13 protein-coding genes are annotated in these 14318 nt (G+C 41.5%); 12 read left to right on the forward strand and 1 reads right to left on the reverse strand.

Annotation, left to right across the window (positions count from 1 at the left end):
- Positions 1-286: 286 nt before the first annotated feature.
- The 5 genes from Q1V93_RS09800 (at position 287) to Q1V93_RS09820 (ending at position 5710) form a co-directional block, all read left to right on the forward strand.
- Positions 287-2227 (forward strand): patatin-like phospholipase family protein, encoded by a 1941-nt coding sequence (locus Q1V93_RS09800; RefSeq protein ID WP_300664213.1) that lies wholly within the window; start codon positions 287-289, stop codon positions 2225-2227.
- A gap of 110 nt (positions 2228-2337) precedes the next feature.
- Complete coding sequence (locus Q1V93_RS09805) at positions 2338-2892, forward strand: hypothetical protein (RefSeq protein ID WP_300664215.1); 555 nt, start codon at positions 2338-2340, stop codon at positions 2890-2892.
- Positions 2889-3686: a hypothetical protein gene (locus Q1V93_RS09810; RefSeq protein ID WP_300664217.1), complete on the forward strand. Its 798-nt coding sequence runs from the start codon at positions 2889-2891 to the stop codon at positions 3684-3686. Before Q1V93_RS09805 ends, Q1V93_RS09810 begins: the two co-directional genes overlap by 4 nt.
- A 195-nt stretch (positions 3687-3881) precedes the next feature.
- Positions 3882-4214 carry a PadR family transcriptional regulator gene (locus tag Q1V93_RS09815; protein WP_300664219.1) on the forward strand — a complete coding sequence of 111 codons (333 nt, stop codon included), beginning with the start codon at positions 3882-3884 and terminating at the stop codon, positions 4212-4214.
- Between the two features lie 2 nt (positions 4215-4216).
- Complete coding sequence (locus tag Q1V93_RS09820) at positions 4217-5710, forward strand: PspC domain-containing protein (RefSeq protein WP_300664221.1); 1494 nt, start codon at positions 4217-4219, stop codon at positions 5708-5710.
- Positions 5711-5843: 133 nt separating this feature from the next.
- Here Q1V93_RS09820 and Q1V93_RS09825 read toward each other — a convergent pair whose 3' ends face one another.
- Complete coding sequence (locus Q1V93_RS09825; protein ID WP_300664223.1) at positions 5844-7517, reverse strand: hypothetical protein; 1674 nt, start codon at positions 7515-7517, stop codon at positions 5844-5846.
- Positions 7518-7801: 284 nt separating this feature from the next.
- Between Q1V93_RS09825 and Q1V93_RS09830 the strand changes: the two genes are divergently transcribed.
- The 7 genes from Q1V93_RS09830 to Q1V93_RS09860 all read left to right on the forward strand — a co-directional run.
- Positions 7802-10246, forward strand: coding sequence for an alpha-ketoacid dehydrogenase subunit alpha/beta (locus Q1V93_RS09830; RefSeq protein WP_300664225.1), 2445 nt, complete (start codon positions 7802-7804; stop codon positions 10244-10246).
- 29 nt (positions 10247-10275) lie between these two features.
- Positions 10276-10653: a hypothetical protein gene (locus Q1V93_RS09835; RefSeq protein ID WP_300664227.1), complete on the forward strand. Its 378-nt coding sequence runs from the start codon at positions 10276-10278 to the stop codon at positions 10651-10653.
- A 268-nt stretch (positions 10654-10921) separates the two neighbouring features.
- A complete protein-coding gene (locus Q1V93_RS09840) occupies positions 10922-11821 on the forward strand; it encodes a hypothetical protein (RefSeq protein ID WP_300664229.1) in 900 nt (299 codons plus the stop codon).
- Positions 11822-11823: 2 nt separating this feature from the next.
- Positions 11824-12210 carry a hypothetical protein gene (locus Q1V93_RS09845; protein ID WP_300664231.1) on the forward strand — a complete coding sequence of 129 codons (387 nt, stop codon included), beginning with the start codon at positions 11824-11826 and terminating at the stop codon, positions 12208-12210.
- A gap of 235 nt (positions 12211-12445) precedes the next feature.
- A complete protein-coding gene (gene nth / locus Q1V93_RS09850; protein WP_300664233.1) occupies positions 12446-13090 on the forward strand; it encodes an endonuclease III in 645 nt (214 codons plus the stop codon).
- A 60-nt stretch (positions 13091-13150) separates the two neighbouring features.
- The gene (locus tag Q1V93_RS09855; RefSeq protein WP_300664235.1) at positions 13151-13906 is read left to right on the forward strand and encodes a hypothetical protein; all 756 of its coding nucleotides are present in this window, start codon (positions 13151-13153) and stop codon (positions 13904-13906) included.
- A 227-nt stretch (positions 13907-14133) separates the two neighbouring features.
- On the forward strand, positions 14134-14318 hold a 185-nt coding region (locus tag Q1V93_RS09860), incomplete at its 3' end, for a hypothetical protein (protein ID WP_300664237.1).

Genomic DNA, 14318 nt, shown 5'->3' on the forward strand with positions numbered 1-14318 from the left:
TCGCTTTTGAATAGTGTAAATACAGATTTTTAAGGGTTTACAGAGTAAAGAGGCGGCTGGTAAGCGCCTCCAACATTTGTGCATTTGCGGGAAAATATAATACGATTTCTATTGTGAAATGGTTTGGGTGCGAATAATACATATATCCCGATGCATCATTTCCCAAATATCAATAATGCATCCCCTCCTACATTTTAATGTTTAAGTTCTGATACAGAAGCCAAACCCCTTGTTTATTCTATCTTTTTCCTTATTTTTAAACCACTTAAACCATTATTATTCACTTATGTACCAAAAGAACACCATTACTGAACCCGGCCTGCTTGAAACACCTTTTAAAACCATTGCACTTGCATTTTCCGGTGGCGGATTCAGAGCCGGAACCTTTGCACTCGGAGTACTCTCCTACCTGGAACAAACCAAACTGAAAGAAGACGAATCCGGGACTTTACTAAACAATGTCAATTACCTTTCTTCGGCATCGGGAGGAACCATCACAACAGCGATGTATTCGCTTTATTCCGCAGAAGGGAAACCGTTCGCAGCTTTTTACAAAGCACTTTTTGAACACACCGACGGAACCTCATTGGTTTCAGAAGCGCTGCGCATTTTAAATGACAAGAACGAATGGAAAAGTCGCCCGGACAAGCGCCGGAACCTGATCAATTCCTTTGCCCTGGCCTATGATAAATTATTGTTTCAGGGAGCTTCTGTTGAAACACTGAAGAAAAATCAACAAAGCGGAAATTCGAACCTGGAAGAAGTTTGCTTCAATGCAACCGAACTATACAACGGTCTTCTTTTCCGGCAAACGGTGGAGATGAAGAAAGACCATTGGCAATCAGATGTACTTTACGGAAATTTCAATCTTTCCCTGAACCACGAAACTGCACAGCACTTACTTTTATCTGATTTGCTTGCTGCTTCGTCTTGTTTTCCGGGAGGTTTTGAACCCATTGTTTTTCCCCAGGATTTTGAAACTCCGAATGTCAACGCCCAGCAACTTCTCAATGCATTAAGCATCAATTTACAGGAATTGGATTGGGATGAATTGCTACTGCTATATTCCAAAAAAGACATTGATGATGTCATAAACGCACTTCCGAAACCATTGGATTTGGTAGAGTTCAAAACAAGACTTCAGCAATTGAAGAAAAAGGAAAGTCTTCAGATTTCGCTCATGGACGGAGGAATTACCGATAACCAGGGAGTGGAAAGTATGATCCAGGCGAATTCCCGGAAAATAGAAGAAACCGGAAAGTCCTTCGATCTGATGATGGTTTGCGATGTTGCAAGTCATTACATGGAATCCTATCAGCTTCCGCAGGAAGATAAAACCAGTTTCTGGAGCATCAACCGTATCCGGATCTTCTCATTGATTGTTTCATTGATCGGAATCACTTCTCTTTGCCTGATCTGGAAATTTGCGCCGCAAACAATTACCTGGTACATCATTCAATGCCTTGCAGCAGTTGTGGTTGCCGTTACCGGAGTGTTGTTCTTCATCAGCGAAAAAGTGAAAAACACCATCACCGGGCAAGTACGCGGAAATTCCGGTTTTGATCTCAGAAAAACCTTCCCGACCAAAATTCTGACTTTACTCTTTAAACATTTCGGAAACCTGAGATTGAATTTTCTTAAAAACATGCTTCTGACAAGGCTAACAACCTTGCTTGTTTTGAGCAATGATGTATTCCTGAAACGGATTCGTTATTTGCTATACAATCAATTCTTCCAGCTCAAAGGGTTGAAATCTACCGGAAGAGCAAAAGCAAATCATATTTACGACTTAAGCTTCTCCAATGATCTGCAACGCAAGAAAAGCTATTGCGCGGATTACATTCCGTCTTATTCCATGCAGAAAGTTGCAGAAAATGCCTTCGGAATGAGTACGACTCTTTGGTTCAGTGAAGAAAACGACAAAGAATTCCGCAAAGCTTCGATCATTGCCTGCGGACAGTTCAACACTTGTTTTAATCTGTTGGATTACATCTGGAAACTGAAACAGTCTTTTGGCGGACGACCACCGATTTTCGATAACTTCTCTGAGGAAAACAAACAACTGGTCAATCAGATTCAGAAGCACCTGGAAGTCGATTTCAAAAAGTTTTACGACGACCCGTTCTGGATGTACAACCAGTTGGGGAAAACCTACCAGGTAAACAATTTCAAAGAAGTAAACGCCCGCGAAGTTCCGGACCCGAAAGAATTCAAAGGCTTACGATAAACGATATATCCGGAATTTATCCGGATATATCACGAAATCAGTATCATCCAAAAATAAATCTCCTGAAAACTCGGGAGATTTTTTATATTTGGTACAGTCACAATCACCCTATGAAGAAATCTGCTTTTCTCCTTATTATTCCATTTTGCCTGTTATTGAACAGTTGTCTTCGGAAATATGACGTCGCTAAATTCGAGATCCAAAGCTTAAGCTTATCTGCCGCTTCCACTGCTACCAATAACGGAATGCCTGTTGCTACAAACAATCCGGTTCCCCGCAAGTTATTTGCACTGGAAATTCAGTTCGAAATAAGCGATAACCTGGGAAGCATTACTTACGATTCCCATGAAAGCAGCATCGATAATACAAATAATATCGACTCTTTGCGTATCTGGAGTAATCAGCCATTTTCCGGAACACCGGCAGGAACGCCTGTCAATGAGCATTTTTATGCATTGTTTGACCATTACGAAAATGCGTTCCGGATTCAAACCGGAAAACCCATCTCAATCATTAGGAGAAATAATACGATTCCGTACTATTCAAAAGCCTATTTCATTTGCGACTCAGAACCTGCAGCAGGAAATTACAAATTCTACACCGAATTCTATTTTGAGAACGGAACCACGATGAAAGATTCAACAGCATTAATTGTAATCGAATGAAATGGATGAACACAATCCTGCTTGTATGCTGTATGAATTCATTAACAGCACAGCAAGACAGCACCGAAAAAAAAAGATGGTTTTCATTCGATTTCTTCGTTCCTGATGTAGCATATTCTTTTCAGCGTATCAAACAAACAGATTTTCCAAACCAAATCAAGCCACTCCGTTTAGAAAACAAACTGCATTTGATTGATTTCGAAATCGTAAAAGCGCGTGTATCGTTTTTTGATCAGTTTAGTTTTGGTGCTCAAATTCTCTATACGACCAGTTCAAAGGAGAAAAACGCACAGGAGAAATACGAAAGCTCCGTATCGGATAAACACCTGACCAATTGGAAATCTGGAAAAATGTCAAATTTCACTCCAAGGATTTTCATCGGGTATCGTTATCCTTACAACGAAACAAAACAAAGAACACATGCCATAGGTTGTACCATTTACCTCAATTTCGACCATTTCAATTATGGTTCTTACAGTTACGATGCAAAAAACGTCAGTGACAACCATTTTTATCATTACAATTTCCAGACAACCACTTCAAAAAGTAAATCAGTAACCTTCGAGATAGATCATTCTACAAAGTACCACCATACCAAATTCTCAGAGGCGAACCCCAAAACAAAACTACGATTGGGAGTACGTGCCGGCTTCACCTCAAGAAGTCAATCCATCCAATTCATCGAAACCTTTCAAAGTCTGAGCAATACCATCACCAATAATTGGACTCCGTTCCGTTTCAAAACATGGAGTTTACATTTGGGGCTCTATCTTTCACTCGAAACTTCCAGGTGAGATGGAGACGGATTTCGGTGACATGTGCTTTCTGAAATCGGTTATCTCATTGATATTTCCAAACAAAAAATAGCGTACAAGCCTCTAATTATAAGGAAACCACATAATTTTATAAAATTATTTTCACTTTAAATAGTACTTTGTATTGCATAGTACTAATTTATACATATATTTGTGTCATAAATAGTACTTGTCATGAATGTAGAAAATACTCAGGCCCAAATGCGGAAAGGAATCCTGGAATTCTGTATTCTCAGTATTCTCAATAACCAGGAAGCTTATCCTTCCGAAATATTGGAGCAACTGAAAAAAGCAAAGCTGATTGTGGTAGAAGGAACCCTCTACCCGCTTTTGACTCGCTTGAAGAATATCGAACTCCTGACCTACCGCTGGGAAGAATCAACTTCCGGACCACCCAGAAAATATTACTCCATCACCGAAGGAGGAAAAAACACATTGGAAGCTTTACAAATTACATGGAACGAGCTTCAGCATGCTGTAGAAACATTAACTACTAAAAAGAACTGATCATGAAAAGAACACTTTCAATACATTTAGGCCGTCAACTGTTTGTTATCGAAGAAGATGCATACGATCGCCTGCAAACTTATCTGAAGAAACTGGAAGCTTCACTGGCAAATGAATCCGGAAGCAATGAAATTGTAGAAGACATCGAAATGCGTTTTGCAGAATTGTTGGCTCAATATTTAGGAGATACACGTCAGGTTGTAACGATTAGTGATATCGAAAACGCAATCTCTTCTTTGGGAGAGCCGGAAGAAATTACCGAAGAACCGGAACAACCGAAACAAACACAAAACCAATACGAAGGCAGCGGAAACAAACGCATGTACCGCGACATGGACAACGGGGTTTTGGGTGGTTTGGCAGCAGGACTTGCGGCTTACCTGAATATCGACCCGGTAATCGTGCGCATCATCTTTGTCATCTTCGGGTTTATGGGATTCGGTATTCCACTTTATATCATTTTGTGGATCATCGTTCCAAGCGCAAAAACGCCATCCGAACGCCTTCAAATGCGCGGAAAACCTGTCAATATTGACACCTTGAGAGAAGAATTTGAAAAATCAGCAGGCCGTTTGAAAGACGATACGATCCAGGCTGCGAACAAATTCAAGGCAAATAATGCCCATCTGACCAAACAGGCATCTCAATTGGTGCGCTTCATTGGTAAAATGATCGGAATCTTCCTGATCGGAGGAGCCCTAATCTGGTTAATCATATTTACACTGATCATCACCGGAATCATTGGCATTGTTCCAATGACAGGCGATCACGAATACGCTTCCCTGTATGAATTCCTTCAATTGGTTTCTCCGGTAAACAAATCCTTCTCCCTGATCTGGATCGGAATTCTGCTGGTCGGTTTTGCAAGTCCCCTGCTTTCCATTGCAATTGGTGTGAGATTACTTCTTGGAAACGCAAACAAATATTTCAAGCTGAACTTTATCTTCCTGCCGGCACTCATCTTTGTGGGAATTCTATTGGGAATTATCGGATCCATCAATTCTGCCCGCGATTACGAAGTACAGCGCGAAGTGGAAAACCAGCATTTGACTGCAAATTTGGATCAATTACAATTAGAAGAACTTCCGCTGATTGTCAACAACAGGAGAATTACCGGAACTTACGGATTGGATTTCATTTCCGTTCAAAACGGAAGAATTATGGAGCACGGAATTTACATCAAGTACAAAGAATCCGGAGACAGCTTGTTTCATGTATCACAGAAATTCAGTGCTCATGGAATTGATATGGCCGCAGCCGACAAAAGAAGCTCTCATATCAAACACGAGGTAAGAATGGAAGGAAACAAATTATTGGTAGATCCATACTATTCCTTCCCGGTTTCCGACGGGTTACGCAACCAGGAAATCGAAATTGTGGTAGAAGTACCAAAAGGAAAAAAATTCTTTATCAATGGTCAGGAAGTGCTGGTTGACGGAAAGGAATACACAGGTATCATGTACTCAGACGAACCGTTTGAAGTTGACGAAGATTAAAATAAAATCAATCCCAACCCAACATAAGTAAGTTAAAGCAAAGCGGGCGGTATTCAGATAAAACTGGATACCGCCCCTTGCTTTATAACGGATCAATCGGGCAAAAAATGATAACTGAGCAGAGTCAAAGTCATCATTTTTTCTTCTCCGGCAGAATGAATTCCTCCACCCGCGACAACCGGCCAAATACATTAAAATACTGCCACTTCCCGATCTTCTCATCCTTTTCATTCACAAAACCGATGCTTTTCACACGCTGAAGCCGGCTAATAGGAATTCCTCCCCGGTGAAATTGTTGTTCAACAAAATAACTGTGATTTTCAAGTTCTATATAATCCTGTTCAGAATACCATTCAAATTCCATCCGAAAGCGGTTTCGATCATAAAACCCATTGAAAACAGTCACATTTCCATCCGAATAACTCACGCGGAGTGAATCAAACTCCGGAACCTGTTGTGTATTACCAAAATGATTTGTCCGAAGCACGATATCTGCCCCAAAACGGCTAAATCGTTTGTTAAACAAAACCCAGTTTTGCCCCATCGAACGGGCACCCGGGTAGTCATCCGAAGTATCAACAAAATAAACCCAATCTCCTTGCTTGATATATTCCACCAAAGGCGGTTCATCATACAAACGCACAGCAGTTCCTACAGAATTTGCTGAACCATTCACGTGAGTCTGGCTATAACTTTGAGAGACCAGCGACATGGTATTCAACGCAGTGAGTTCGATATTCTGAAACCATTGCAGGTTCCCGGGATTGTGGATCGATTCATGACCGGAAGCAATTAATCTTCCATCCAGGTTGTAAACTTCTGTCCAAACCTTATTCTCTCCAAGCGGTTTACGGACAAATTTCAATGAATGTCCCAACTCATAATTGGTTTTCAAAACCGCAGCACCATTCTCAAACTGAATTTCTTCGATCACATCTCCTTTGCGGTCAAAACGCGTACGGATTCCGTTCAATCTGTCGTCTTTCCAATGTTCCGTGCGACATAAAGCATTTGTTCCCTGGTAATACTCCAGCCATTTTCCTTCGCGCTCACCATCCTGGTAAAATCCAACAATCCAAGGCAAAGTCGGCGAATAATTCTGCTCCCATCTTCCGTGCAGAACGCCGTCTTTTCCTTCTCCGCGAATCCAAATGCGATCAGTTCCCGTTTTACTACTGCTTCTTGCAAGGTCTTTTTGCTTGAAATTCATACAAATCACTTCCGGTTTCTGAGGAATTTCAATCCGGTTTGGCTGTTCCAAAGCAAAAGGCATATACGAATCATAAGCTCCCTGGATCAGCTTCAATTCTTCCAACGTGAAGCCCGACATACTTTGCCATTTCAACACTTCTTCTCCGCTCAAATCCTTCACCCAAATGTAATTGTCCCCTTTCGAAATCTGAAGAGCCAGGTTTTCAAATCCCGTTTCCTTCATCAAATAACCAACAGCACAATGGCGATCCATTTCATCAATAAACACCGGAATGCGCTCTGAACGATTATAATTAACCGGAAAAACTCCCTGCAAACGATAATCCGAAAGCACTTCGGTCAGATGCGTTCTCATTTCGCGCTGATCTTTTGTAAGTGTTGACAAATCTGCGGATTTCAATGCCGATAACACAAATTCCAGATGTGTCTGAATGTATTGTTTGTCAGACAGAAAAACACGTTCACGCTCTGCCGGAACCTTTTCCGGATAGTTTTTCCAGTTTGGATTAAAGGCACACAACTGCCCGAAAAGTGTGCCGGCCTGTGAGGAGAACGCAAATCCCGACAAAGCAGCTAAGAGGATGATCATTTTCATACGAATCAATTTGGTTCTTACTACAACCTCAAAAAGCTTTCGTTCAATTTAGCTGTGATATTTTTCATCATCAGTACTTTGTATTAACAAGAAAACAAATACGATTCTATCTTTCTTTTTGTTTTTAAACACTAAAGTGCAACACTTACAATCAAAGCTTCAACGAAGGTACAAAGGACGCAGAGAGCTGGCTTATCCGGCAAAGCAATTGCCTTTTCCCTATTGAACCCCTTCTGTACTTTGGCGAAAATTTAGTATATTTGTGCAACTTTATAAGGAAAACTATGGCATCACAAACACCCCAGGAAGAATTGATCGCAGTTGACTTTAATACCTTCAAATCGGAAGTATTGAAAGACTTTCATTTGGCAAGTATTTCAAGAGAAACCTCCTTGTTAGGGCGAAAAGAAGTTCTTACAGGAAAAGCAAAGTTTGGAATTTTCGGTGACGGAAAGGAATTGGCACAAATTGCATTGGCAAAACAGTTCAAAGACGGTGATTTCCGTTCAGGATATTACCGCGATCAAACCTTGATGATGGCCATCGACCAACTGAATGTACGTGAGTATTTCTCAGGTTTATTCGGTCATACAGACGAGATTATCGAACCGCAATCCGCAGGCCGCCAAATGGGCGGGCATTTCTCCACGCGGAATCTGGACGAAAACGGAAACTGGAAAGATTTAACAAAACAAAAAAATTCATCCGCAGATATTTCACCAACTGCCGGACAAATGCCGCGTTTGCTTGGTTTGGCACAAGCTTCCAAAGTATATCGTGAGCACCCGACATTGAAAGATCTGGAAGCATTCAAAAAATTCTCTAACGGAGGAAATGAAGTGGCTTTCGGAACAATCGGTGACGCTTCCACTTCAGAAGGACCTTTCTGGGAAACCATCAACGCTGCAGGAGTTTTGCAGGTTCCGATGGTGATGTCCGTTTGGGATGATGGTTACGGAATTTCCGTTCCGCGTGAACATCAAACGACCAAAGGAAGTATTTCTGAAGCTTTAAGCGGAATGCAGCGCACAGCAGATTCCAATGGCTACGAAATTTTCGTGACAAAAGGTTGGGATTATGCTCACTTATGCGAAACATACGAAAAAGCAGTTGATTTAGCGCGCAGAGAACACATTCCGGTATTGGTTCACGTCAAAGAAGTGAATCAGCCACAAGGACATTCTACTTCAGGTTCGCACGAACGTTACAAAAACGAAGAGCGTTTGAAATGGGAATCCGAATTCGATTGCATCAACAAATTCAAAGAGTGGATTCTGAACTTCGATGCAGATGGTCAGAAACTGGCAACGGCAGAAGAATTGGCTCAAATTGCACAGGAAGCAAAAGCATACGTGAATGAGCAGAAGAAAGAAGCATGGGCGTTGTTTACACAGGATTTGAAACAAGATTTGGATCATGCAGTAGCCGTTTTGGAAAGCCTGGCTTCCGAAAGTCCGAACGGAGTCTTCATCAAAAAAGAAATCGAAGCCTTGCAAAAAACGATGAATCCGATCCGTAAGGACGTGTTCAATACCGTTCGCAAAGTATTACGCCTGGTTCGCACAGAGAACTCAGCAGCAAAAACGGCTTTGATTTCCTGGTTGAAACAAGAAACAGCAAGCAATTACAATCGTTACAGCGATTATTTATACTCCAATTCCGAAAATAGCGCTTTGAAAGTGCAGGAAGTTGCTCCTACTTATGGTTCGGACAATCGCCAGGAAGACGGAAGAATCATTCTGCGCGATAACTTCAAGGCCATCTTCGAAACATATCCTGAATCATTGATCTTCGGAGAAGATGCAGGAAAAATCGGAGGTGTAAACCAATCCCTGGAAGGATTGCAGGAAGAATTCGGAACTTTGCGCGTATCCGATGTCGGAATTCGTGAATGTACGATTATCGGACAAGGAATCGGAATGGCGATGCGCGGTTTGAGACCCATCGCAGAAATTCAATACCTGGATTATTTGCTTTACGGAATTCAGATCATGTCTGACGATTTGGCAACAGTACAATACCGCACAAAAGGCGGACAAAAAGCTCCGTTAATCGTTTCTACACGCGGACACCACCTGGAAGGAATCTGGCACAGTGGCTCGCCGATGGGAATGATCATCAATTCCATTCGCGGAGTACATGTCTGTGTTCCGAGAAACATGACAAAAGCAGCAGGTTTTTACAATACACTCATGCAAGCTGACGAACCGGCTTTGGTAATTGAGCCTTTGAACGGATACCGTATCAAAGAAGCCATGCCTACTAATATCGGAACGTTCACAACTCCATTGGGAATTCCTGAAATCGTTGCGGAAGGAACTGATTTAACAATTGTTTCTTACGGTTCAACTTTCAACTTGTGTGAAGCAGCAGCAAAAACACTTACAGAACTGGGAGTTTCGGTGGAATTGATCGACGCGCAAACATTGCTTCCTTTCGATATCAACGGAATGGTTGCAGAATCATTGAAGAAAACAAACCGTTTGATGATTGTAGACGAAGATGTAAGCTCTGGTGCAACGGCATTCTTGTTGGATCAGATTTTGGTGAAACAAGGCGGCTACAACTATTTGGATTCAGCTCCGGTAACTTTGAGTGCGAAAGATCACAGACCGGCTTACGGAACTGACGGAGATTATTTCTCCAAACCAAGTATCGACGATATTGTGGAGGCCGCTTACGCAATTATGAACGAGGCGGATCCGAATGCATTCCCTCCGATTTACTAAATGAACATTTGAAACGATTCGCGGGCATATTGAGTGTAATTTTCGTAATAGCTTTGCTTTGGAAAGATATTGCGGCATTCTCATGGAACATCTGGTTTTACAACAACCAGATCGAGCTCGCGGCAAAATATTGTGTCAATAAGAAAAAACCGATGCTTCATTGCGACGGTAAATGTTATCTGGCCAAACAGCTGAAAAAATTGGAACAGGAAGAGAAGAAAAATCAACCTGTTCCAAAAATGCCTTTGAAACTGAAAGAAAACGTCTGGAACCTGGATTCTCGGATTGTTACTTCTTTCGAACAATCAGAAATACATCATCCGGAAGAATCTGCTTATTTCTTCTATCAAATCAGGGAACTTTCTTCGTTCTCCGGTTCTACTTTCCATCCACCCGCTATCGGGTAATTTTTTTCTTTGCCGGATCGTTTATTCGGGCCTTACGCTGAAAGTTTTCAAAAACAAGAGAATGAAGTGTAACCGCCCCCTGTTTGAATCGACTTGTCCAAACCGATTTGAATCGGATTGGGTAACAAGCTCGATGAGTTGGGGTACAGGGAACGCAATGATTCGTAGTTTTTAAACTTTCGAGTACAGCCATAGACTTTTTGGCTACCTTTTTTGGCAATGAAAGAAGGTAGAATCATTTCTATTTTTTAAATATTACACTATCATCATGAAAAAAAGCATGCTCTTTTTCGTGTGTCTCGTGCTGTCCTCCTACAACGCATATTCCTGCGATGTATGTGGATGCGGCGCTTTCAATTCCACTCAGGGATTGGGAACACTGGCGCAAGGCAACCGAACGAGTATCGGATTGAATTATCAATACCGTTTATATAAAAGTCAGCACCCGAAAGTATTTGGTAGCGGACTGGAAAGAAGCACGGATTACTTCCAGCGCATCGATCTCACCGGGCAAATCCGACTGGCAAACAAATGGCAGTTGCAACTGGCTGTTCCTTTTGGTTTCAATACGCACGTTGCTGACGATACAACGTCCCGCAAAAACGGTTTGGGAGATCCTACCCTAACAGTCAATTACTTTTTGTTTAACCGTCAGGATAGTCTTCAAACCCGTTTGTTCCGCTGGATTATCGGTGCAGGAGTGAAAAGTCCTGTTGGAAAATTCACGCAGCCAAACGACGTTGATTTGTATCTCTATCCCGGAACGGGAACGTTTGATGCTGTCTTTCAAAACTCCTTCTTCTTTCAGAAAAAGAAATGGAGTTTGCTACAAACAAGCCAGTACATTCTGCGCGGAGAAAACAAATACAAATACATTCCGGGTTCCTTGTTCAGCGCCAGTTTATTCGGACAGTACAAATTCAGAACCTGGGGAATCTATGCCGGAGCGCAGTATTCCTGGAGTGGTGTCGATTACCTGAACCGAAAACCAATTGCCAGCTCTCCTACTCAGGGACAAGTGCTCACCGGAATCATCGGCGCATCCTTCCAATGGAATTCCTGGGTTATTCAGGGAAACTACCACATTCCGGTTGTTCAGAGTTTAGGAGACGGAAATTCACACCAGAAAACCGCATTCAGTATATCACTTAATTATTTTTTCAATTGAATATGAAACCTTTATTATTTATCATTCTGACAGGAAGTTTCAGCTTGTTTTCCTGCAAAAAAGAAAAAAAATCAGAGCCGGAGAACGTGACAGCCGTTGTCACACTCACCAATCCGCATGAAGGAGACACCATTCAGGGAAATTTCTCCATCAACGGAACCATTGCCGGAACCGCAAACCTGCACGGATACCAGATTACGATTACAAACACGTCAAATGATTCCATCATTTATCAGAATGAAGTTCACGATCATTTGGCTGATTTTACGGTCAATCAAACGGTTAATCATGGATTTTCAAGTTACACCCCGTTGAAATTGGATTTGGTGGTGGCTTTGGATCACGACGGAAACACGGTTTCAAAAACAGTTCAGTTTACCGTTCATTGATCAAATCTTTGGAAAACGAGCGGGAACACATCACATGGTGTTTATGCATGATACTCACCCGAAAGTTCAACTGATTAATTATCGACTATGTGTTCTATGATTCTATTGTGGTTCAAAACAAGCCGCATAGCACATTAGAGCACATGGTTTTGTCACCTGATTGAGCTTTCTGCATTATTACCAACGCATTGCGTTCCCGCTCGTTTGTCTTTTCTTTTTAGTACTTTTATCGGCCATGACAAAGAAAGAAAAAGCACAATACGTTATCGAAGAATTGGAAAAATGTTATCCCGAAACTCCGGTTCCGTTGGATCATTGGAGTCCTTATACCTTATTGATTGCTGTTTTGTTGTCTGCTCAATGTACGGATGAACGCGTCAATAAAATCACCCCGGTTTTGTTCCGGCGTGCTTCCCGTCCGCAAGACATGATCAAATTGTCTGTAGAAGAAATCCGGGATATTATCAGACCTTGCGGGCTTTCCCCAAGAAAATCCCAGGCAATTTACGATTTGTCGCACATGATCATTGACCTGCACGGCGGCGAAGTTCCTGCTTCTTTTGAAGAATTGGAGAAAATGCCCGGAGTTGGTCACAAAACGGCCTCTGTTGTCATGTCACAAGCTTTTGGTGTTCCTGCTTTTCCGGTAGATACACACATTCACCGTTTGATGACTCGTTGGGGCTTGACCAGTGGAAAAAATGTAGAAGAAACTGAGCGCGACGCGAAGAAACTCTTCCCGAAAGAATTGTGGAACAAACTGCATCTGCAAATCATTTTCTACGGCAGAAGCCACTCTCCTGCCCGCTCTCCGAAACGCGATATAGATTACATCACCGCAAAAATCGGGACGAAAAAGGCCTTGGAGGAATTGAAGTGAAAACAACCTTCTTAATTTCCTCAAAATAACTAGTTTTACAAAAAAATTGAAATTCATTCTATGAGATCTTTCTCCACCTTTCTCCTTGTCTTTGCCTTGTTTTTCCTGAATTCCTGTGAAAAAAAGAAAAAAGGATGCTCTGACGACGTTAAAAACACCTATATCACGTCCAACGGTCCGGTTATTGAAGGGTGGTCACTTGAGCTTTCCACAGAAAATGTGAGTGATCAAGCTGTTTATCAATGGAAAGGCCCAAATGGCTGGTCAAAAACAACAAAATATGACTTTAACAATCCTACTCCCTGGAAATTAGTCAGAGATTCCATGACGATGAGTGATGCCGGGAATTATTACGTTGAAGTGATAGATCAGGACTGCATTGTTCAACGGGGTGTAACTAGTGTACAAGTTATTGACGCACCTCTTCCTCCTTGCACCGTTGCAAATAATTCAAGTACTACAAACCTGGGAGGTGTAGGAGGAACAACTTATTCTATTGTTTCTCATACCGGTGGAATTTACTATAATGTATACGCTACCAATGGAAGTGGGAGCCAAACCATCAATTTTGTTTTTAAAGATGGCGAACCTAAACCAGGTATGTACTTGGTTGATCAAGGATATAACCCCTCCGAAAAAGATCATGCTTCGGTTTACATTCAATCCGGATTCTATGATTTCTTTCTCGAATCCTACTACACAGTATATGTAAATAAAGTCAACGGGAAATTACAATTTTCATTCTGTAACGGGAAATTTACAAACCCAATTAGTAATAATCCAATCATTATTTCTGCAAAAGTGACGCTTCCATAAAACTGGAACTCATTTGATCTTTAGAAAAATTATGAATCGGAAGGAATCAAATCTCAATTGCTTGTAAATTAATTATTTATTAAAAAGCATTTGATCCGGGTTCAGACTTCAAAAGCAATCATTTTTTTTGTTAGTTTCGGCTATTGAAAATCACCACGTTCGCAGAATCTTCCCTTGTTTATTTCCTGAGATGATTTCTACTAAGTGGTACAAAACAAGAATCACTCATGAAACTGACAAATTATTTAAGAGATGCCGGGTACGACTTGATCGAAGGCCCGGTTCGAAATCAAAAACCCTTGCAATTGTGGCTGAAGCAGGATTTGAATGAAGCCGAATTGTATTACTCAGATGTAAATCACGCTTTTAATAGTTCCGTTGCACTCAACATAGAAGAAGATGCCGCTTTATC

This window comes from Fluviicola sp., from assembly GCF_030151805.1.
Lineage (GTDB): Bacteria > Bacteroidota > Bacteroidia > Flavobacteriales_D > Crocinitomicaceae > Fluviicola.

Bases quoted from the DNA above. Each gene is read 5' to 3' on its own strand.
- Q1V93_RS09800 (WP_300664213.1), top strand. From the start codon at position 287: ATGTACCAAAAGAACACCATTACTGAACCCGGCCTGCTTGAAACACCT.
- Q1V93_RS09805 (WP_300664215.1), top strand. From the start codon at position 2,338: ATGAAGAAATCTGCTTTTCTCCTTATTATTCCATTTTGCCTGTTATTG.
- Q1V93_RS09810 (WP_300664217.1), top strand. From the start codon at position 2,889: ATGAAATGGATGAACACAATCCTGCTTGTATGCTGTATGAATTCATTA.
- Q1V93_RS09815 (WP_300664219.1), top strand. From the start codon at position 3,882: ATGAATGTAGAAAATACTCAGGCCCAAATGCGGAAAGGAATCCTGGAA.
- Q1V93_RS09820 (WP_300664221.1), top strand. From the start codon at position 4,217: ATGAAAAGAACACTTTCAATACATTTAGGCCGTCAACTGTTTGTTATC.
- Q1V93_RS09825 (WP_300664223.1), bottom strand. From the start codon at position 7,517: ATGAAAATGATCATCCTCTTAGCTGCTTTGTCGGGATTTGCGTTCTCC.
- Q1V93_RS09830 (WP_300664225.1), top strand. From the start codon at position 7,802: ATGGCATCACAAACACCCCAGGAAGAATTGATCGCAGTTGACTTTAAT.
- Q1V93_RS09840 (WP_300664229.1), top strand. From the start codon at position 10,922: ATGAAAAAAAGCATGCTCTTTTTCGTGTGTCTCGTGCTGTCCTCCTAC.
- Q1V93_RS09845 (WP_300664231.1), top strand. From the start codon at position 11,824: ATGAAACCTTTATTATTTATCATTCTGACAGGAAGTTTCAGCTTGTTT.
- nth (WP_300664233.1), top strand. From the start codon at position 12,446: ATGACAAAGAAAGAAAAAGCACAATACGTTATCGAAGAATTGGAAAAA.
- Q1V93_RS09855 (WP_300664235.1), top strand. From the start codon at position 13,151: ATGAGATCTTTCTCCACCTTTCTCCTTGTCTTTGCCTTGTTTTTCCTG.